Source organism: Streptomyces sp. NBC_00178 (genome assembly GCF_036206005.1).
In the GTDB taxonomy this organism is placed as follows: Bacteria; Actinomycetota; Actinomycetes; order Streptomycetales; family Streptomycetaceae; genus Streptomyces.
In genome coordinates, this window is record NZ_CP108143.1 from 486,146 (window position 1) to 504,350 (window position 18,205).

Annotated in this window: 23 protein-coding genes; 12 read left to right on the forward strand and 11 right to left on the reverse strand. The window is 71.7% G+C overall.

The window, feature by feature from the left end:
• Positions 1-69 precede the first annotated feature (69 nt).
• On the forward strand, positions 70-1,128 hold the full coding sequence (gene sbnA / locus OHT61_RS01955) for a 2,3-diaminopropionate biosynthesis protein SbnA (RefSeq protein ID WP_329034450.1): 1,059 nt from the start codon (positions 70-72) through the stop codon (positions 1,126-1,128).
• 288 nt (positions 1,129-1,416) lie between these two features.
• Here sbnA and OHT61_RS01960 read toward each other — a convergent pair whose 3' ends face one another.
• Complete coding sequence (locus tag OHT61_RS01960) at positions 1,417-1,962, reverse strand: MOSC domain-containing protein (protein WP_329034453.1); 546 nt, start codon at positions 1,960-1,962, stop codon at positions 1,417-1,419.
• Positions 1,963-2,296: 334 nt separating this feature from the next.
• Between OHT61_RS01960 and OHT61_RS01965 the strand changes: the two genes are divergently transcribed.
• The gene (locus OHT61_RS01965; protein WP_329034454.1) at positions 2,297-2,500 is read left to right on the forward strand and encodes a cold-shock protein; all 204 of its coding nucleotides are present in this window, start codon (positions 2,297-2,299) and stop codon (positions 2,498-2,500) included.
• A gap of 70 nt (positions 2,501-2,570) precedes the next feature.
• Here the strand turns inward: OHT61_RS01965 and OHT61_RS01970 are convergent, their stop codons facing one another.
• Entirely contained in the window at positions 2,571-2,987 is a 417-nt protein-coding gene (locus tag OHT61_RS01970) for an SRPBCC family protein (protein ID WP_329034456.1), read from the reverse strand.
• Positions 2,988-3,064: 77 nt separating this feature from the next.
• Positions 3,065-4,075, reverse strand: coding sequence for an aldo/keto reductase (locus OHT61_RS01975; RefSeq protein ID WP_329034458.1), 1,011 nt, complete (start codon positions 4,073-4,075; stop codon positions 3,065-3,067).
• 147 nt (positions 4,076-4,222) lie between these two features.
• Here OHT61_RS01975 and OHT61_RS01980 point away from each other — a divergent pair, with 147 nt between their 5' ends.
• From OHT61_RS01980 to OHT61_RS01995, 4 genes are all read left to right on the forward strand, one after another.
• Entirely contained in the window at positions 4,223-5,125 is a 903-nt protein-coding gene (locus OHT61_RS01980) for a LysR substrate-binding domain-containing protein (RefSeq protein ID WP_329034460.1), read from the forward strand.
• 161 nt (positions 5,126-5,286) lie between these two features.
• Positions 5,287-5,793 carry a GNAT family N-acetyltransferase gene (locus OHT61_RS01985; protein ID WP_329034461.1) on the forward strand — a complete coding sequence of 169 codons (507 nt, stop codon included), beginning with the start codon at positions 5,287-5,289 and terminating at the stop codon, positions 5,791-5,793.
• A gap of 118 nt (positions 5,794-5,911) precedes the next feature.
• The gene (locus OHT61_RS01990; RefSeq protein WP_329034463.1) at positions 5,912-6,292 is read left to right on the forward strand and encodes a hypothetical protein; all 381 of its coding nucleotides are present in this window, start codon (positions 5,912-5,914) and stop codon (positions 6,290-6,292) included.
• 143 nt (positions 6,293-6,435) lie between these two features.
• Positions 6,436-7,941: an alpha/beta hydrolase gene (locus OHT61_RS01995; protein WP_329034465.1), complete on the forward strand. Its 1,506-nt coding sequence runs from the start codon at positions 6,436-6,438 to the stop codon at positions 7,939-7,941.
• A gap of 81 nt (positions 7,942-8,022) precedes the next feature.
• Here the strand turns inward: OHT61_RS01995 and OHT61_RS02000 are convergent, their stop codons facing one another.
• On the reverse strand, positions 8,023-8,289 hold the full coding sequence (locus tag OHT61_RS02000) for a hypothetical protein (RefSeq protein ID WP_329034467.1): 267 nt from the start codon (positions 8,287-8,289) through the stop codon (positions 8,023-8,025).
• Positions 8,290-8,577: 288 nt separating this feature from the next.
• Here OHT61_RS02000 and OHT61_RS02005 point away from each other — a divergent pair, with 288 nt between their 5' ends.
• The gene (locus tag OHT61_RS02005) at positions 8,578-9,009 is read left to right on the forward strand and encodes a VOC family protein (RefSeq protein ID WP_329034470.1); all 432 of its coding nucleotides are present in this window, start codon (positions 8,578-8,580) and stop codon (positions 9,007-9,009) included.
• A 56-nt stretch (positions 9,010-9,065) separates the two neighbouring features.
• Here OHT61_RS02005 and OHT61_RS02010 read toward each other — a convergent pair whose 3' ends face one another.
• Both OHT61_RS02010 and OHT61_RS02015 read right to left on the reverse strand, forming a co-directional pair.
• Entirely contained in the window at positions 9,066-9,833 is a 768-nt protein-coding gene (locus OHT61_RS02010) for an NPP1 family protein (RefSeq protein WP_329034472.1), read from the reverse strand.
• A gap of 208 nt (positions 9,834-10,041) precedes the next feature.
• Complete coding sequence (locus tag OHT61_RS02015; protein ID WP_329034474.1) at positions 10,042-11,052, reverse strand: hypothetical protein; 1,011 nt, start codon at positions 11,050-11,052, stop codon at positions 10,042-10,044.
• A gap of 279 nt (positions 11,053-11,331) precedes the next feature.
• Between OHT61_RS02015 and OHT61_RS02020 the strand changes: the two genes are divergently transcribed.
• Positions 11,332-11,841: a GNAT family N-acetyltransferase gene (locus tag OHT61_RS02020; protein ID WP_329034476.1), complete on the forward strand. Its 510-nt coding sequence runs from the start codon at positions 11,332-11,334 to the stop codon at positions 11,839-11,841.
• Between the two features lie 147 nt (positions 11,842-11,988).
• Here OHT61_RS02020 and OHT61_RS02025 read toward each other — a convergent pair whose 3' ends face one another.
• Both OHT61_RS02025 and OHT61_RS02030 read right to left on the reverse strand, forming a co-directional pair.
• Complete coding sequence (locus tag OHT61_RS02025) at positions 11,989-12,801, reverse strand: PepSY domain-containing protein (RefSeq protein WP_329034478.1); 813 nt, start codon at positions 12,799-12,801, stop codon at positions 11,989-11,991.
• Positions 12,802-13,026: 225 nt separating this feature from the next.
• Entirely contained in the window at positions 13,027-13,281 is a 255-nt protein-coding gene (locus OHT61_RS02030) for a DUF5133 domain-containing protein (RefSeq protein ID WP_329034480.1), read from the reverse strand.
• Between the two features lie 276 nt (positions 13,282-13,557).
• Here OHT61_RS02030 and OHT61_RS02035 point away from each other — a divergent pair, with 276 nt between their 5' ends.
• The 3 genes from OHT61_RS02035 to OHT61_RS02045 all read left to right on the forward strand — a co-directional run bounded on the left by OHT61_RS02035 (position 13,558) and on the right by OHT61_RS02045 (position 15,554).
• On the forward strand, positions 13,558-13,812 hold the full coding sequence (locus tag OHT61_RS02035) for a DUF6296 family protein (RefSeq protein WP_329034482.1): 255 nt from the start codon (positions 13,558-13,560) through the stop codon (positions 13,810-13,812).
• Positions 13,813-14,034: 222 nt separating this feature from the next.
• A complete protein-coding gene (pfkB, locus tag OHT61_RS02040; RefSeq protein ID WP_329034484.1) occupies positions 14,035-14,982 on the forward strand; it encodes a 1-phosphofructokinase in 948 nt (315 codons plus the stop codon).
• Between the two features lie 137 nt (positions 14,983-15,119).
• Complete coding sequence (locus OHT61_RS02045; RefSeq protein ID WP_329034486.1) at positions 15,120-15,554, forward strand: protein-tyrosine phosphatase family protein; 435 nt, start codon at positions 15,120-15,122, stop codon at positions 15,552-15,554.
• Here the strand turns inward: OHT61_RS02045 and OHT61_RS02050 are convergent.
• The gene (locus tag OHT61_RS02050) at positions 15,527-15,862 is read right to left on the reverse strand and encodes a hypothetical protein (RefSeq protein ID WP_329034487.1); all 336 of its coding nucleotides are present in this window, start codon (positions 15,860-15,862) and stop codon (positions 15,527-15,529) included. The two genes, OHT61_RS02045 and OHT61_RS02050, sit on opposite strands and share 28 nt — an antisense overlap.
• Before the next feature lie 123 nt (positions 15,863-15,985).
• A complete protein-coding gene (locus tag OHT61_RS02055; protein ID WP_329034489.1) occupies positions 15,986-16,417 on the reverse strand; it encodes a DUF2000 domain-containing protein in 432 nt (143 codons plus the stop codon).
• Between the two features lie 85 nt (positions 16,418-16,502).
• Here OHT61_RS02055 and OHT61_RS02060 point away from each other — a divergent pair, with 85 nt between their 5' ends.
• Positions 16,503-17,309 carry a helix-turn-helix transcriptional regulator gene (locus OHT61_RS02060; RefSeq protein WP_329034491.1) on the forward strand — a complete coding sequence of 269 codons (807 nt, stop codon included), beginning with the start codon at positions 16,503-16,505 and terminating at the stop codon, positions 17,307-17,309.
• A gap of 142 nt (positions 17,310-17,451) precedes the next feature.
• On the opposite strand, the gene OHT61_RS02065 is transcribed toward OHT61_RS02060, so the two are convergent.
• The gene (locus OHT61_RS02065) at positions 17,452-18,084 is read right to left on the reverse strand and encodes an FG-GAP repeat domain-containing protein (RefSeq protein ID WP_329034493.1); all 633 of its coding nucleotides are present in this window, start codon (positions 18,082-18,084) and stop codon (positions 17,452-17,454) included.
• Positions 18,085-18,205 lie beyond the last annotated feature (121 nt).

The window sequence follows — 18,205 nt, forward strand, 5'->3', positions numbered from 1 at the left end:
ACACCTTGCGCACCGCGCACCACGCACCACGCACCACGCACCACGCACCGACCAGAGGAGGAGTTCGCCGTGCCGGTCATCACCGATCCCCAGGCCTTCAACGAGGAGGAGCTCTACGTGGACGTCGAGCCGGTCTTCGGCCACTCACTGCTGCTCAAGTGCGAGGGTTTCAATTTCGCCGGCTCGATCAAGCTGAAGGCGGCCACGGAGATGGTGTCCGCGGCGGAACGGGACGGGTCCCTGAAGGCCGACTCCGTCCTCGTCGAATCATCGTCCGGGAACCTCGGCGTGGCGCTGAGCATGATCGCGGCGAGCAAGGGATACCGGTTCGTCTGTGTGACGGACGCCCGCTGCAACCTGGCCACCCGCCTGATGATGGAGGCCCTGGGCAGCGAGGTCCACATGGTGGCCGGCCAGGAGGCCAACGGCGGTTTTCTGGGTGCGCGGCTGGACTACGTCCGGCGCCTGTGCGCGTCCGACGACAGGTGCGTGTGGCTGAGCCAGTACTCCAACCCGGCCAACTGGAAGGCCCACTACCGGACGACCGCACCCCAGATCGCGCGCGCCTTCCCCCGGCTCGACGTCCTGTTCGTGGGTGCCGGGACCACCGGAACCCTGATGGGCTGCGCACGCTACTTCCGGGACAGGCTCCGGAACTCCGGACGCCCGGTGCGGGTCGTGGCGGTGGACAGCGTGGGCTCCGTGGCCTTCGGCGGGGAGCCCGGCCGAAGGCTGATCCCCGGTCTCGGGATGAGCATGCGCCCGCCGCTCCTGGACGAGTCGTACGTCGACGAGGTGGTGCTGGTCGAGGAGGCCGACACGATCCGCGCCTGCCGGCGCCTCGCCAGGCGCGGCTTCCTCTTCGGCGGATCCACCGGCACGGTGGTGAGCGGGGCGACCGACTGGCTGGCCCGCCGGGAGACCCCGGGCCTCACCGCTGTGGCCGTGGCACCGGACCTGGGTGAGCGGTATCTCGACACCGTGTATCAGGACAACTGGGTCCAGGACCTGTACGGCGACGGGCCGTTGAGGACGGGAGCGCACGCCCGCGCGGCCACCCCGGCGGACGGTCCTCCGCCTGCCCCGTCGGACCCGGGCGTCAGCGCGTCGCGTCGGGGCTTCCCCTGAACCCCGGAGGGTCCTCCGCACCGCCGGCACATGGGGGGAGCGGAGGAAACGGGATCCCGCACGGCGGCTTCCGCCGTGCGGGATCCGCGCGGACAGGGGCACGCCCGTGCGCGTGGCGAAGGGCGGTTGGGGTGGGGAGAGCGCGGTGGCCACCGTCCTCCACTCTCAACGTACAGCGGCACACAGGGCTTGCCGCAGGGCCCCCGGCGTACTGCAGGGTGGCCGCGAAATTGCTGGTCGACGTCATCGGGCGCTGAGGCGGCCGGCGCCACCTGGCCACCCGAGCGCTCAGACGCGTTCCAGAGGGCGGTGCGGGAGGGGAGGGAGTTCGATGCGGACGGAGTCGTCGGGGCGGACGGGGCCGCCGCGGAGCACCACGGCCATGATGCCGGCCTTGAAGGTGAACTCGCCCGAGACCGGGTCCAGTGCGAAGACCTCACCGAGCAGTCCCTGCCGGAAGTCGTTGATCTTCGCGCACGGATTCCGCAGGCCGGTCACCTCGAGCACGGCTTCCGCGCCGATGTGCAGCAGGGCGCCTTCGGGCAGTCCGAGCAGGTCCACGCCACGGGTCGTGATGTTCTCCCCGAGCCCGCCCGCGGCGACGGCGAAGCCCTTCAGAGCGAGCTCGTCGAAGAGTTCCTCGTGCATGAGGTGGACCTGCCGCAGGTTCGGCAGGTCCGGTTCGTAGGTCATGCGGAACTGGTGACGGATCGTCGTCCCCGCGTGCACGTCCCCCTCCACGCCGAGGCCGGCGAGCAGCGTGACGGCCTCACGGTTCGGCTTGCTGAACGAGTACGTCGCATTGCTGCTGACAGCTGTCACCCGGCCCAACACCCTGCACCCACCCGCCCTCGGAAACACGCCGGTCAGACTGTAGGGCAGCGTGCGAGGGGACGTCCGCCCGCCCCTGGGCACAGCGCGAGCGGCGAGCCACCCCTGGGCACGTCACGAGCGGGGAGCCGCCCCGTTCGAGCCGTGAGGGACACCGGCCCCGCACACCGCACACCGCACACCGCACCGGCGAACCGTGCACGGAACCCGCCCTGTTCCCCCGCGGATCGGATAAGAGGGCTGGAGTCGGGGTAGTACGGCTGATGGCTCCTGTGGTCGCGGGGGCCGGGGCACGCTCGACGAGGGCTGCTCCCGGGATGGACGAAGGAAGAACGGTATGGCGAGCGGCACCGTGAAGTGGTTCAACTCCGAAAAGGGCTTCGGTTTCATCTCGCAGGAGGGCGGGGGCCCGGACGTCTTCGCCCACTACTCGGAGATCAACGGCTCCGGGTACCGCGAGCTGACGGAGGGCGAGCACGTCACCTTCGACATCGGCCAGGGGCAGAAGGGTCCTCAGGCGCAGAACATCACCCGGGGCTGACCCGGACGGGCACCAGGGGTGCGGCGGCCGGTTTCCGAGCGGCCGCCGCACCCGACGGGGTCACGCCGCCTCAGTCGGCGAAGGCGCTCTGGAGTGCCGCGAGCCCGTCGGAGTAGATGCCCCGGAACAGGCCGACCGCCTCGGCCTCGTCGACGCCGTCCGGCGTGAACGTGCCGCTCCACTCGACCCGTGAGGTGCCCGGACCGGAGTCCGCGTGCACGGTGAGGGTGGAGAGGTAGGCGGTCACCGGGAAGGGCGCGCTCAGAATCGAGTAACTGTAGGTGCGGGCCTCGTCGTCGAACGTCTCGAGGCGCTCGACGATCACTCCGCCGTCCTGGTCGGTGAGGCTGCGGACCCGCCCGCCCTCACCGAGTTCACTGCCGGGGATGTACGGAAGCCAGTCCGGCAGACTGCCGAATCCGCCGATGAGCTTCCAGACACGGTCCGGCGGGACGGGGATGCGGACGGACACACTGGTCGTGGCCATCAGGTTCTCCTTGTGGGTGTGAGCGGACGCGATGTACGTGGCGGTGGGCACGGCCCGGACCGCGGCGGCGCGCGGGGTCAGTTCGTGGGGACGGGGGCGTCGGCGGCGATCAGCTTCTCGTCGCGGAGTGCCGCCCAGAAGCCCGCCGGGACTCGCTCGCCCAGGGCGGCGACGTCCTCGGCGACACGGCTCGGCCTGGTGGCGCCGGGAATGGCGGCGACGGTTGCCGGGTGGGCGAGTGAGAACTGCAGGGCGGCGGCCTTGATCCCGATGCCGTGGCGCTCGGCGAGAGCCTTGATCCGCTCCACCTTGGCGACGATCTCCGCGGGTGCTTCCTGGTACTCGAAGTGGCGGCCTCCTGCGAGGACGCCCGAGCTGTAGGGTCCGCCGACGACGATGTCGACGTTCTGCTCGGCGGCCGCGGGCAGCAGGCGCTGCAGCGCGCGGTCGTGGTCGAGGAGGGTGTAGCGGCCGGCGAGGAGGAACGCGTCGGGCTTCGGCTCGTCGAGGTCGAGGGTGAGTTCCAGGGGCTCCACCCGGTTGACGCCGAGGCCCCATGCCTTGATGACGCCCTCGGCCCGGAGCTTCTCCAGGGTGCGGAAGGCGCCCGTGCGGGCGGTCTCGTAGCGGGCGAGCCATTCGTCGCCGTAGAAGTCCTGAGCGATGTCGTGCACCCAGACGATGTCGAGGCGGTCGGTCTTCAGCCGGGTGAGGCTGTCCTCGATGGATCGCATCGTCGCGTCGGCCGTGTAGTCGTTCACCATCTTGTTGGGGCGGCCGTGTTCGAAGAGTCCGCCCTTCTCGCCGAGTTCACGTGCCGCCGGATCCTCGGCCTCGTCGAGGACGACGCGCCCCACCTTGGTACTGAGGACGAAGCTCTCCCGGGGGTGGGAGGCGAGGACCTCGCCCAGCCGGATCTCCGCCAGGCCCGCGCCGTAGAAGGGGGCGGTGTCGAAGTAGCGGATGCCGTGGTCCCAGGCGGCCTCGACCGTGGCGGCGGCCTCCGCGTCGGGGATGGCGCGGAACATGTTGCCCAGTGGAGCCGTCCCGAAGCCGAGCGGTCCGGGGAGGAGGGGTGCGATGCCCATGAGGTGATTCCTTACGGGAGGGAATGGATCCGACGCTTTTTCATTCGATATGCGAAGGTTCGTCGGCCTTACGCATTCGAGGTTAGGATCGATACTTGAGACTGTCCAAGACACGCTTGGACTGAGTTGAGTCCCCCGAGGTCTTACATGCTTGACCTGCGACAACTTCGCTATTTCGTGGCCGTGGCCGAGGCCGAGCACGTGGGCCGAGCCGCGGAGGAACTGCACATCTCGCAGTCGCCCCTCAGCCGCCAGATCGCCCAGCTCGAGAAGAACCTGGGCCTCACACTGTTCGAGCGGAGCCAGCAGCGCATCCGCCTGACCGCCGACGGCAAGGTCTTCCTCACCGAGACGCGGGCCCTGCTGCGGCACGCGGACAGGCTGGAGAACCTCGGCCGCCGCCTGGGACGCGGGGAGGAGGGGGGCCTGTGCATCGGATACGTCGCGGACGCCATGCACACCGGCGTGCTGCCGGCGGCGCTGCGCGCGCTCCAGGAGGAGCGCCCCGGCATCCACGTCTCGCTCTACAGCCTGACACCCGAGGAGCAGTTCGTGGGGCTCCGGCAGCGCAGCCTCGACATCGCCCTGGTCCAGCAGCCTCCGCCGGGGGACGACCCCGACCTGCTCGCTGCACCACTGCTGGAGGATCCGCTGCTCCTCGCCCTGCCCGCGGGGCACCCACTGGCCGGTCGTGGCACGCTCACGGCGCCGGATCTGGACGGCATGCCCTGGATCGCGGTCGGGGGTTTTGGCGAGCCGGGAGCCCGGGACGCGTTCGTCGCGTCGTGCGTGGCCTCGGGCTTCACGCCGGACATCCGCCTCGACGCACCCGATCCGCTGACCGCCCTGGGGCTGGTCGCGTCCGGCCTGGGTCTCGCGCTCGTCCAGCGGAGCATGGTCCGCGGGGCCACCGACGGCGTCGTGGTGCGCGAACTCCCCTGGCACCAGGCGTCCGTGCAGTTGTGGGCCGCGTGGCACAGGATCGACCTGCGGCCCGTGGTGGCGTCGTTCCGCGAGACGGTACTGACCGGGGGCCCAGCCGGCTCATGACAAGAATCGGCGCGGACATCGGACGCGGTCTGCACCCGGCCGGAGCGCACACCGGCGCGATGAACGGCGGAACCACCCCGGCTCGTCCTGGGCTTCGCCGACGGGGTGCTCACGACGGGGGACCGGCATGGGGCCGCCCGCTCATCCGGGACAATGGGGCCATGCACATCCGTCCTGCGCGCATCGACGACCCGCCGCTCCTCCAGGAGATCGAGAGGGCAGCCGGCAGGTGCTTCCGGGACGTCGGAATGCCGGAGATCGCGGACGACGAGCCCCTGACCGTGGCGGAGTTGGCCTCGTACGTCGAGCAGGGACTGGCCTGGGTCGCCGTCGACGCCGCCGACCTCCCGGTGGCCTACCTCATCGCCGGCCCGGTCGACGGGAACCTGCACGTGGAGCAGGTGTCGGTACACCCCGACCACGCCCGTCGGGGTATCGGACGTCTGCTGCTCGGCCGCCTCGCGGATCACGCCGCGGCCTCCGGTGTGCCCGCGCTGACCCTCACCACCTTCACGGACGTCCCCTGGAACGCCCCCTACTACGGACGCTGCGGCTTCCGCATCCTGACCGACGACGAACTCGGTCCCGGACTCCGGGAGATCCGCAGGCAGGAAGCCGCCCACGGCCTGGACCGGTGGCCCCGGATCTGCATGCGCCGCGACGTATGAGGCCCCTGGGGACGGTGCCGCCGGGCCGGCTCCGCGCGGCACCATAGGACCGGGTCCGCAACGCAGCCCGAGTCCGCTGCCCGTCGGCACTGTCGTACCCCTTCGTTACGGTCGGATCATGAGTGTCTCCCTCTACTACACCGCGAGCAGGGCGAAGCCCCTGACAGACGCCGAGGCGGCCGACGTCGCCCGAACCGTCGCCGCCCGTACGTCGTCCTTCCCGTACCCGGACGAGGAGAGCCTGTACCTGTACGAGAACGGTGGGGGTGGGCCGCGCGACATCCTGGCCGGGTCCACCAAGCTGCCGTTCGACCCCGGCCGGGCCCTGCCGGTCATCGCCCATGTGCTGGACTCCGTCACCGAGTTGCGCCGGTCCCTGCCGGACGCGGAATGGCGCGTGCACATGGACGACCTCGACGTCCCGTGGGACGCGCACGCCGGTTATGCCCTCCCCGGCATGCGCGACACGGATCTCGCGGGCGGACCGGGCGGCGTCTGAGGGCTGTCCGCCGTGACGACCGGGGCCGGAGGCCGGGCGGATTCCGGGTGTGGTCCGCAGGGTCGCCCCGGGGGCTCTCCACCCCACCGGGCGGCGGGCCTGCCGCATGGGCTCCGGGACCGGACCGCACCAGGCTTGCCGTCATGACGAACTGGACCCGGAAGACCGTTCTGCTGGCCCTCTGCGCAACAGCTCTGGCCACGAGCGTCACCGCCGCCGCCCGCCCGGCCTCCGGCACGGCGGCCCCACGGCTCGACTGGCACGCCTGCGACCTGCCACCGGGCACCGCCCCGGCCGCCGGGCAGGAGTGCGCGACTCTGGCCGTACCCCTCGACCACCTCGACCCGGACGGGCGCAGCGTCCAGGTGTCGGTCACCCGGCTGCTCAGCGACCGTCCGGAGAAGCGGCGGGGCACGCTGCTGGTGGTCCCCGGAGGGCCGGGCTCGTCCGGGGTCCAGCGGCTCGCCCAGAAGGGCGCTGCGCTGCGGGCGGCGCTGGACGGGGCGTACTACCTGGTCAGTCTGGACCCGCGCGGCGTGGGCGGCAGCGTCAGGGCGCGCTGCGGCATTCCCGCGGCGGACCGACGGCTCGTGACGCTGAGGTCCTGGCCCGCGCCGGACGGCGGGATCTCGGAGAACGAGACCCGGTCCCGGCGCACGGCGGAGTCGTGCGCGCGCAACGGCGGTGCGGTCCTGCGGTCGTTCACGACCAGGAACGAGACCCGTGACATCGACCGGTTCCGCGCGGCACTGGGAGAGCGGAAGCTCTCGATATGGGGCACCTCGTACGGGACGTACGTCGGGACCGTCTACGCGCAGACGGAACCCGGGCGGGTCGACCGGATGGTCCTGGACAGCAGTGGCGACCCGGATCCGACGCGGGTCGCGCGCGGGTGGCTGGAGAACATGTCCAGGGGCGCGGCCGACCGTTTCCCGGACTTCGCCGCCTGGGCGTCCGATCCGGCGCGTGAGGCGGAGGGGCTCCGGCTGGCGTCGCGTGCCCAGGACGTGGAACCCCTGTTCCTCGCCCTGGCGGACCGTCTGGACCGGGCTCCGCTCACGTCGGACGTGCCCGGGGTGCCGCTGACCGGCAACGGGCTGCGGCAGGCACTCCAGAACGCGCTCTACGCCGATGCCGCCTTCCCGGCGATGGCACGCCTGATCGAGCAGGCCTCGGCTCCGGAAGGCAGGCCCGTCCTCCCTCCGGATCTCGCGGGGACCATCCCGGACGAGGACGCGTCGCTGATGCTCGCCACGATCTGCAACGACGTGCGCTGGCCCGGCCCCGGTCCGGGATACGCGGAACGGGTGGCCGCCGACCGGGCGGCGTATCCGCTGACGGCCGGAATGCCCGTCAACATCGGCCCCTGCGCGTACTGGAAGGACGCCCCCACCGAGAGGCCCGTGCGCATCACCGCCGACGGCCCGTCGGACATCCTGATGGTCCAGAGCCTCCGCGACCCCGCCACCCCCTACTCCGGCGCGCTGAGGATGCGTTCCGCGCTCGGTGACCGGGCTCGGATGGTCACCTTGGGACGGGGTGGGCACGGGATGTACCTGGGCAACGGAAACGACTGCGGCGACCGCGCGGTGACCAGGTTCCTCGTCACCGGGCACCGCCCGGCCCGGGACATCCACTGCACCGGTTGACGACGCCGCCCGCCCACCGTGTCCGGCCCGGACCGCGCCCGGCTGTCCCTCCCGGGGCGTGGTGCCGGGCCGGCGCCGTGCTCAGGGGCTGTCCGCCTCCCAGGCCCAGCGGCCGGGCCCGGCCGCCGTGGGCCCGTACACGGCGCGGCCGCCTGAGCCGAACTTCCCCAGTTCCGTGCCGAGCGCGGCGCCCACCGCGAGGCGGTCATCGGGCCAGCCGGTGACGTCGAGGAGCAGCCCGTCCAGCGGGCCGCCCACCAACTCCACGTAGTCGTGCCCGGTCCGGGGCCCCGGATCGGGGTCGTCGTGGTCGGCGCCGTAGACGCGCCGCCTCATCAGTTCGTCCATGCACCCAGCATCACAGCCACCACCGACAGTCGTCCGTGGAGCGGTCGCGCCGCAGACCCCGCTCACGCCCTCCGCGCCGGGAACGGCGCCCCGGCGGGCGGAGTGCCGGGCGGGTCAATCGTCACAGTGCGGCGTCCACTGGCGTTTCGGGGCCCGCGGGGAACGCCGCGTGGGTGACGGTGGACCTCTCCGGACCGCGCCCCGGCGCCGTGCCCCGCCCGGCCCGGCCCGGCCCGGCCGGAGGACGATCCGTTCGGCCAGATGCGCTGGCCCTGCTGAGGAGGCTCCATGAACTGGACGCTCGAGGTTGTTCCGGTCCCCGTCACCGACATGGACCGTGCGAAGGAGTTCTACACGGAGAAGGCCGGCTTCAAGCTGGACCTGGACGACGAGGTGGCACCCGGGATGCGGATCATCCAGCTGACTCCCCCCGGCTCCCGGTGCTCGATCGCCATGCTGCAGGGCATGCCGGCCCTCCCCGGGTCGAAGGTGATGGCTCCCGGCACGTTGCAGGGGCTCCAGGTCTGTGTCACCGACATCGAGGCTGCCCGGGAGGAACTGGCCGGCCGGGGCGTGGACGTGTCCCCGGTCAGGCACGTGGGCGCCACGGGCTGGGAGGAAGGCAAGGGTGACACCTGGAACTCGTTCATGGCCTTCGCCGATCCGGACGGGAACGGCTGGGTGGTCCAGGAGGCTCCTTCGGAGCTGACGGAACGCTGACGGACCGTCGGAGGCGGGCGGACGCGCACCGGTGCGCGTCCGCCCGCCCCGCCGGGTCAGGCGTTGGGGTCGAAGGGGATGCCGGCGGGCTTGGCCTTCTCCAGGTGGTAGTTGAAGTTGCCGTCCTTGAGACCGAAGACGGCGCTGCCGAAGTCGGCCTGGCTCAGCCGGTCTCGCAGGCCGGCCGGATAGCCGTTCCAGCCCACCAGTGCGGGAAAGCGCCAGGTCCCGTAGTGGTTCTCCGGGGGTTCGTCGTTGGAGTTCGCGGGCCGGAAGCAGTGCGTGCCCAGCCCGTCCTTGTGATAGACGACCTTGGGATGGGTTCCGTCCCACCGGATCGCGTCACGGGCGTACACGTTGAAGTTGCCGTGGGCCGAGGTGGAGACGTAGCGGGCTTCGTTGTTCTGCACCCACACCACAACGTGTTCCCAGTCGTGCCGGTGCCCGCCGAGTCCACTGCCGGCCACCGCCTGGTCCTTCTCGAAGTAGAGCCCGTACATGACGGCGCACCAGCCGTTGTTGCACTTCGAGCGGGCGTAGCCGTTGGTGTTGTCGAGGTCGACCGCGTCGCGGCAGCTTCCGTTGACGGCGCCGGTGGTGTTGAGTCCCGGGGCTATCGTGCCGTCGGCGCCGATCGCCGGTGTGGGGTAGCAGCCGTCCGTGTCGTAGTCGAACGCCGGCTGGAAGGTCTGCTCCGTCCCGTCGGCGTTCGCCGGCAGCGCGCCCGGCGGGGCGGCGAGCGCGCTGCCGGCCGTTCCTATGACGAGCACGAGGGCACTGGTCACGACGAGCGAGGCCTTGCTGATCGGTGCGCTGAGTTTCACTGCATCCTCCGGGTCGGCGCGTGGCGGGGACACGCGGCTACGCTTGGCATGCCCATAGCAAGCACCCTGAACCCCACCGGATCCGGAACGTCCGATGACGGGTCAGGGTCCGCCCGGTGCACAGTCGGACGGAGCCGGCCCGATCATGTGGCCCGCGGGTCGCCACGAACCACCCGTCATGTGGCGGACGGGCTCGCACCGAGCACCGTCACCGCCGCCTCGCCGACACCGGGGCAGCCGCGCCTCCCTGAGCGGCACGGCCGGGGCGCAGCGTCCAGGGCACCGGGTCGGTGTTCGTCAGCCAGCCGTCCGCGATAATCCTGCGAACGGCGAAGATCCGCAGGTCGCGGGACATCTTCCCCCAGCCGAGCCCCGCGCACAGCTGCTTGACCGACGGCCCGTGGCCGTGCGCGGCGCGGAACGCCGCCGCGAACTCGGCCGCTTCGGGCCCCTGACCGGGGCGCCCGGCCGCCCATGTCGTATACGCCGCGCGCACCTTCTCGTCGAACTGGGCGGGAACCGCCTTGCGCATGAAGGCCTCGGCGACCCTCACCGTCGGCAGGGCACACTCGGAACAGCCTTCGACGGCTTCGACGTGGCGCCGCAGGGCGACGCTCACGCCGCCCTTCCACTCCTCCCAGGTCGGCGGCTCCGGCTCCTGTCCCGCCCGGGGCGGCACGAACGGCAGGGGCCGCATCCCCGCCAGATGCCGGACGGAGTCCCCCAACAGGTAACGCGTCTGGTCCAGTTCGGTGATGAAGCCCTTGGCGACCAGTTCGGGCAGGGCGTCGCGGCAGACTTCGGGCAGGTTCGCGGGCAGCGTGCCGTAGTCGTCCGCCGGCCAGTGGGCGGCCAGATGGAGCGCGGCCAGCCGGGCCGCGGACGAGGTCTTCTTCACCGGCTTGGCCGACATGGTCCGGGCAGCCCATCCCGACACCCGGGAGCGCATCACCTTGCCGAACGGAAGCCGAGGTTCCGGCCCTTGCGCGAGATCGGGCACACCGATGCCCACGGGAGTGACCGTGTCGTCCCCCAGCAGCCTGTCCTGCCCTTGCCAGCCGAGGGTGGAGAGGCCGGCCACCGCGGCCCGGGCGTCCGCGAGACGCAGGGATCGCAGGTCCTGACCCGTGATGTTCCCGATGCCGCTCCGCGCCGCACGGATGGCGACGACGACGGCGAGAAGCTGCACGTCCGCTTCCTTCAGCGGCAGGCCGCTCACGTAGGCCAGCAGAGTCCGCGCCGCCTGACCTTGATCATGCGTCAGCAGGAAGGGAGGGGCGGCCGGCTTCACGACGGCGGCGGCAGGAGGCTGGGGCGAGCGGAGAGATGAGGAAGGCACACCCTCTACAACGCATGGGAGAGCGCGAGGTCACCCCGCCGGGAGCGTACGGATACGTGACGTCCCGAGCAGGCCTTCGCCGCGAGGGCGTCCCAGGGGCCGTGGGCCGGCCCCGATATCGGGGCGCCCCGAGGGCGGCCCGGTGTATATCGTCGCCCGATGACCGTCCTCCAACGCCTTCGCCCCGATCACGCTCCGGCGCTGCTCGCCTTCGAGCGGGAGAACCGCGCGTACTTCGCCGCTTCGGTTCCCGACAGGGGCGACGACTACTTCAGCGGATTCGCCTCGCGTCACGCCGGGTTGCTGGCCGAACAAGCGGCGGGGACGTGCCACTTCCACATCCTGGCGGACGACGACGGGGCCGTGCTGGGCCGTGTCAATCTCGTCGACGTCGCCGAAGGCTCGGCCGAGCTCGGTTACCGCATGGCCGAACGGGCCACCGGACGTGGCCTGGCCACCGCCGCGGTGCGCGAGGTCTGCAGGCTGGCCCGATCCAGGTACGGCCTGGTCGCGCTCACGGCCCGCACGACCGTCGACAACGCCGGTTCGAGGACGGTGCTCGCGCGTGCGGGGTTCGCGGAGGCCGGGACGATCACCCTGATGGGAAAGCCCGGCTTGCGCTTCGACCGCGATCTGACGGAGCCGTGCGAGGGCGCGGCCGAGCACTGACGGGACAGGGGCCCTCCAGCGGCGACCCGGCGGATGCGTCCGGGGCCCGGCACTCACACCCCGGCACCGAGCGCCCGGACGCGACGCACGACGGTGACGGACCGCGGGGCGGTCCGTCACCGTCGGACGGGTTCGGGGGTGGGGTGATCAGTCGTCGTCGACCTGCTCGGACGTGATCGTGCCCGTGGCGGCGTCCACGTCGAAGGTGGTCTTGTTCCAGTCCTTGGTGACCACGTCCACCTGCCAGACGACGGCCTGGCTGTCGTTCTCGTCGAGCGAGACGGAGGTGACCGTACCCTTCTGCTTGTCCGTGGCGATCTTGGCCGCCTGCTGGGGCGTCTGCTTCGCCTGGGCGAGACGGCCCGCCAGCTCCTGCTTGTCGGAATCGCTCTGGTCCGCGTCCGGCGCGGAGTCGAGGACCTTTCCGGTCACCGCGTCGATGGTCACGATGTGAGCGGTGCCGTCCTTCTCGGCGACCTCGGCGACCCACTTCGGGTTGCCGGTGGAGCTGCCGCTCGGGCTCGGGCTGCCGGAACCGCTCGGGCTGCCGCTGGGGCTGGCACTGCCACTGCCCTCGGGGCTCGGGCTGGCGCTGGAGTCGTCATCGTCGTCGAGGCCCTCGATGTCGAGGTCGGCCAGCTTGCCACCGGACACCTCGCCGACGGCCGTCGTGGCGGCCTTGTCGAAGGGGACCTTGACGGTGGAGAGCAGGTCCTTGCGCTCGGTCTGGTCCTGGGTCAGCTGCGCCGTCCCGGAGGGGCTGACACTGCCGGAAGGGCTCGTCGTCTGCTTCGGAAGGACCTTGGCGGCCTCGGAGGTCTCGGCGGCGGTCTTGTCACCGCTCTCCTGCCCGCAGCCGGTCACGAGAGTGGCGGCAAGGGCGACGCACAGGACGCCGACGACGCGGAGCCGGCGCGTACGCGAGGAAACGGTCTTGGTGCGGCGGGTCTCGAATCTCATACCCGCATGCCTAGCCGCCGCGGCGAACAGTCATGTTGCCCCGCCGGGGGGTGTCACCCGATCGACGGCCCTGTCCGCCCATTCGCCGTGGCCGCTCCCATGGGGCCGTTCGCGGCCCCCCGGACGCGTGATGACGCCGGTCCCGGGGACCGGCGTCATCACGGGGCGGTCGGCGAGCGCCGTGCCTCTGCGGGCCGGGCGTCACCGCTCGGTCCGCGCAGCGTCTCAGGCGGTCAGCTGCACCTCGGACGGCGCCGCCGCAGTGCCCAGTGCGCCCGTCGAGGTCAACGTGCGCAGTTGCGCGGCGGCGACCGCGAGGGCGTCGGTGACGGTCCTCGTGCCGGTGGTGACGCAGAGGGTGTAGGAGACGTCCTCGAGTGTGCGGCTGCTCTGAGAAGTCCCCAGCCGTGCATGGGCGCTTCGCGCCGTCTCGTAGCGCTTGACGAGATTTCGCAGCGTTGCGGGATTGGCCATCAGCACGGCAGTTCCTCTCCACGGGGCGGCCGGGAGCCCGTGGGCCCCGCGCCGACGAAAACCGATCGCGCCGGCGGTTGCGCCTGGCGTCACGGGCGGCCGTGCGAAGCCGACAGCACGCGTCCGATCCCTTGCAGACGATGGTCGCCCCCGTTCACCCTTTCCGCATCCGCAATCACCGAGGGTCACACGACCGTTCTTCCCCAAGCGTCGCGCTCCGGGGTGAGAAACAATGGGTGTGACGGGCCGGCGGCTGCCGCACGAGCCCGGGCGGAGGTCGACATGGAGTATCCGGAGAGTTACGAACTCATCTTCCAGGCGACGGGCGCCACGGACGACGTGGTCGTCGTCCACCTGACGGCGCGATCCGGCGCGGGTGGCTACCCGGTGTACGCCGACGAGACGGGCATCGTACGGGCCGAGATCAGCGAGCGCGGCGAAGTGCGCATGCAAGCCAGCGGAGGTCACCAGGTCCTGGGGGTCCCGCTGCTCGCCCGCCCGCTGAGCCACGGAACGGCGGGACACCGCGCCGACTGAGTGCTTCCGGCACCGGTGCGGGCCCCGGGTCGCGGCCGTCGTCCTTGCCGACTCCCGCCGCACCGGGGTCGAGTTCGTCGTGCTCGTAGCGGCGAGATGGTGCCGTCCTGCGGGGATGCGTCGCACCGGACGAGACAGCGCGCGACCGGCACCGAGGCGGAGGCCCGCACGCCGAGCGCGCACCCGGGCGACCGAGAGCCGGGGAACGGCAGTATGGGGCGCATGATCGTGACCGTCACCCCCAATCCGAGTCTGGACCGCACCTACGAGCTGCCCGTCCTCGAACGCGGCGCCGTCCTGCGCGCGGCCTTCGACCGCGTCGATCCCGGCGGCAAGGGGGTCAACGTCTCGCGGGCGGTCGCGGCGGCCGGACACCGCACCGTCGCCGTCGCGCCGCTCGGCGGACCCGAGGGAGCGCTGCTCGCCCGGCTCCTCGGCGGCCACGGCGTCGAGGCAGCCGGCGTGGAGATCTCCGGCAGCACCCGGGTCAACATCACCCTTGTCGAGCCGGACGGCACCCTCACCAAGGTCAACGCCCCGGGGCCCGAGATCACACCGGCCGAGGCCGAGCGCCTGCTCGAAACCGTCCGGGTCCGGTCGGCCGACGCGGACTGGATCGCCTGCTGCGGGAGCCTGCCCCGCGGACTTCCGCCCAGCTGGTACGCCGAACTGGTCGCCCGCAGCCACCGTGCGGGCGTGCGGGTCGCCCTCGACACCTCGGGCGCGGCGCTCTCGGCAGCCCTGGGCGGACTGCCCGACGTGGTGAAGCCCAACGCGGAGGAGCTCGCCGAGGCCGTGGGCCGTCCCCTCCCGACGGTCGGTGACGCACTGGAGGCGGCGCGGGAGTTGTGCGGGCGCGGGGCCAGGTCCGTGCTCGCGAGCCTCGGCGGCGCGGGCCAGCTGCTGGTGGAACCGTCAGGAGCGTTCTTCGCCGCCGCCCGGGTGCCTGCCGTACGCAGCGATGTCGGGGCGGGAGACGCGTCACTCGCGGGTTTCCTCGCGGCCGGCGGCGCCGGGAGAGCGGCACTCGCCGCCGCTGTCGCGCATGGGGCCGCTGCCGTGCAACTGCCGGGAAGCGTCATGCCGTCCCCGGCCGACCTCGATCCCTCCGCGGTGACCGTCAGCGCCGACATCCCCTTGGACCTGGTCCTCGCGCGGCACGCCCCGTGAAAGCCGCGCCTCCGTCCGAACGACGTTTTCCCCGGGCCCGTGATGTCCGCCGATGTCCGCCGACGACGAAGGCGCGGCCAGGGCCTGGGGCGGCTGGATACCCTTCAGGCACTGATACCGGCCGGAGGGACTGAGTGGTGGAGCAGACCTGGGACCCCGCAGCCGCAGGGGTGATGACGCTTCCCTCGGGCCGGCTGGTCCGTGGACGCGGTCTGAGGCGCCCCTTGCCGCAGGGGCCTGAACCGTCCTTCTCCGTACTCCTCCTCGGGGGACCGCCGCCTCCTGTCGCCTGGGAGTCGCGCTGGGTGCGCTGGCCGGATTTCCGCCTCCCCGCCGACAAGAGCGCGGCCCGCGCCGCCTTCGAGGAGGCGCGGGCACGGGCCGCGGCGGAGCGGGTGGAGTTCGCCTGCTGGGGCGGGCGGGGAAGGACGGGCACGGCGCTCGCCTGCCTCGCCGTGCTGGACGGGGTGCCTGCCGCCGACGCGGTCGCCTTCGTGCGCCGGGCCTATCATCCCAAGGCGGTGGAGACCCCCTGGCAGCGACGTTACGTGCTCGGCTTCGCGGGCGGCTGACCGGCGGTGCCGACGGACGTCATCTCGACGGTGTGCGGAACCGGAACCGTGGCTCCGCCGCCGGCGCGTACCGCCTCGACGACGCTCTGGTGGAATGACCGGCTGGCTTCCTCGGAAGGACACGGCACCGGGCTCCCGGCCAGTGTGAACCAGTCCGAGGCCCCGCTGAACTGCACGGCGACCTCTGCCTGCCCTTCGGTCCAAGTCGTGTGTACGGTCAGATCACCGCTCACGACACCTACCTCTTCGGTGCGCACTCCGCCGGTTCCCGCGAAGACACCGAGGGTGGTCCACGATGCCCAGTTCATGACGCGTCGCCTTTCGGGACGGTGACAAGCCTGTCTAGCGGACTGCTTTCGAGTATGGCACCGGGAACCGTCACCCGCACGGGTGTACCCCTGCGTATCCGGCCGGTGACGCGGCGACGCAGGTCAGGGATGCATGGACGCACCCTTGAGGATCTTGTCGACGGTGTTCCGCGGCCCGTACACGGCCAGCCCCACCAGATCCAGCCCGTCCCGCGGAAGGGCCCGGACGGCCGCCCTGTTCGCCCGGTCGTGGCCGGTCGAGAACAGGTCGGAGGTGAACACCGCGAGAGTGGCGCCGCGGCTCACCGCCCTCGTGTGCGCGCTCGTGAGCAGTTCCTTGGACCCGGCGAACACGAGGACGGGCTGGCGGAACATGGGCAGGTACGGGGTGTCGTCCGCGTCGGCGTACGGTTCGCCGATCACCTCGGGAACGTGCGTGCCCAGACCGCTCACCAGGAAAGCGGTGACGTTCAGGCGCTGCCAGGTCTCCAGGTCGTCGCGGAGCAGCACCGCGATCTTGGTGTCGAAGCGGACGGGTGCGTTGTCATCGGTCATACGGACAGGCTTCCCGGCCGCGCGGTGCGGGTCTTGTACGAAGTTTGCGTCATGGGCGGCCGGTGGCCCTCTGTAAGCTGCACCCATGGGTGCGCGTCCGGACATCACCGCGTGGCGTCCGCGGGTCGAGGGTATCGACGAGGTCTTCCACGCCCACTTCGCGGACCACTCCTACCCCATGCACACGCACGACGCCTGGACGCTTCTGATCGTCGACGAGGGCGTGGTCCGCTACGACCTCGACCGCCATGAGCACGGGGCGCCCAGCTCGGTCGTGACCCTGCTGCCGCCGCACGTTCCGCACAACGGGGGCGCGGTGACGCCCGCGGGATTCCGCAAGCGCGTCCTGTACCTGGACACCGGGCAGATCGACGCGGACCTCGTCGGCAGGGCGGTGGACCGGCCGGTGCTGGACGATCCGCCGCTGCGGCACCGGGTGCACCAGCTGCACCGGACGCTCGAACGGCCCGGCGACGAACTGGAGGCGCAGAGCAGGCTCGCCCTCGTCCGCGAACGCCTCGCCGCACATCTGCGCGACGAACTCGGCGTACGCCCCCGCAAGTCCGACCGCAGGGTCGCCCACGAGCTGCGTGACCTGCTCGACCAGCACTTCGTGGAGGGACTCACCCTCCGCGAGGCGGCCGAGCGCCTGCACTGTCATCACGCCCATCTGGTACGGACGTTCAGCCGCGAGTTCGGCATGGCGCCGCATCAGTACCTGACGGGCCGCCGTGTGGACCTGTCCCGGCGGCTGCTGCTCGGGGGCATGCGCGCACCGGACGTGGCGGCCGCGGCCGGGTTCTACGACCAGTCGCACTTCTCCCGGCACTTCAAGCGGGTGGTGGGCACCAGTCCGGGACACTACGCGCGCACGGGGGCGGCCGCGCTCTAGTGCCGCATCAAGCAACGCTTGCCCTGTTCGCCGGGCGATGGGAACCAGGTGGTCGCCGCCGGTCGATCAAGGACAGTGCTTCCATCTCCCCCGGGTTCGATGGAGAGATCGTCGGCCGGGTGCGGGGCCGCACGCGTCGCCGTCAGCCTTTGTCTTCGTCCTCGCACGACGGGTGGAACGTCCGCAGGCTGGGGGCCGGCATGGAGCCGGGGGTGGGGACGTCGGCTTGCTGGGCCCCGCTCGTGTACGGCAGGTCGGAGGCGGTCTGCTTGCCTTCGAGGCCCTTCGGACCACCGAGGCGGGCCCTCACGGAATACTGCCCGTCCCCGTCGTACACGTAGGCGGCGAGATCCGGGTACCGGTCGTGGTTGTAGTCGGTGACGCCTGCGGCGCGCGGTTCGCTCAGGTCGACGTGATGGTCGCTCTGTCCACGTCCGCGGGCCGAGAACGGGCCGAGGCGCAGTTCGGAGACGGCTGGATCTATCGGGTCGTCGCCCCATGTCTTCCCGGTGGCGGCGATGAACAGGTCCAGCCAGCCGTCCCGGTCGAAGTCCGCCACCGCCGCCGACACGGTCACCGGGTGGTCACCCCGGTCGCCGACCAGTTGCTCGGGGGTCACCGAGGTGTCGGGTCCGTGAGTCGCGCCGAAGGTGATGCGGAGCCCGGAGTCGGTACCGGCGCGGGGAGCGGAGGCGGGCGAGACCTCGTCGGCCGTACCGTCACCGTTCAGGTCGGCCCGCAGACCGCCCGCCGAGGTCACACAGGTGCGGATCACGGGCCCCGCCTTCGGCCTCGGGGGCGGATCGCCGCGGCCGTCGCCGCAACCTGTCAGGAGGACGGCCGCAGACACCAGCATCAGTGCGCCACCGGCTCGGCCGGCCCTCCGTATCCCCTTC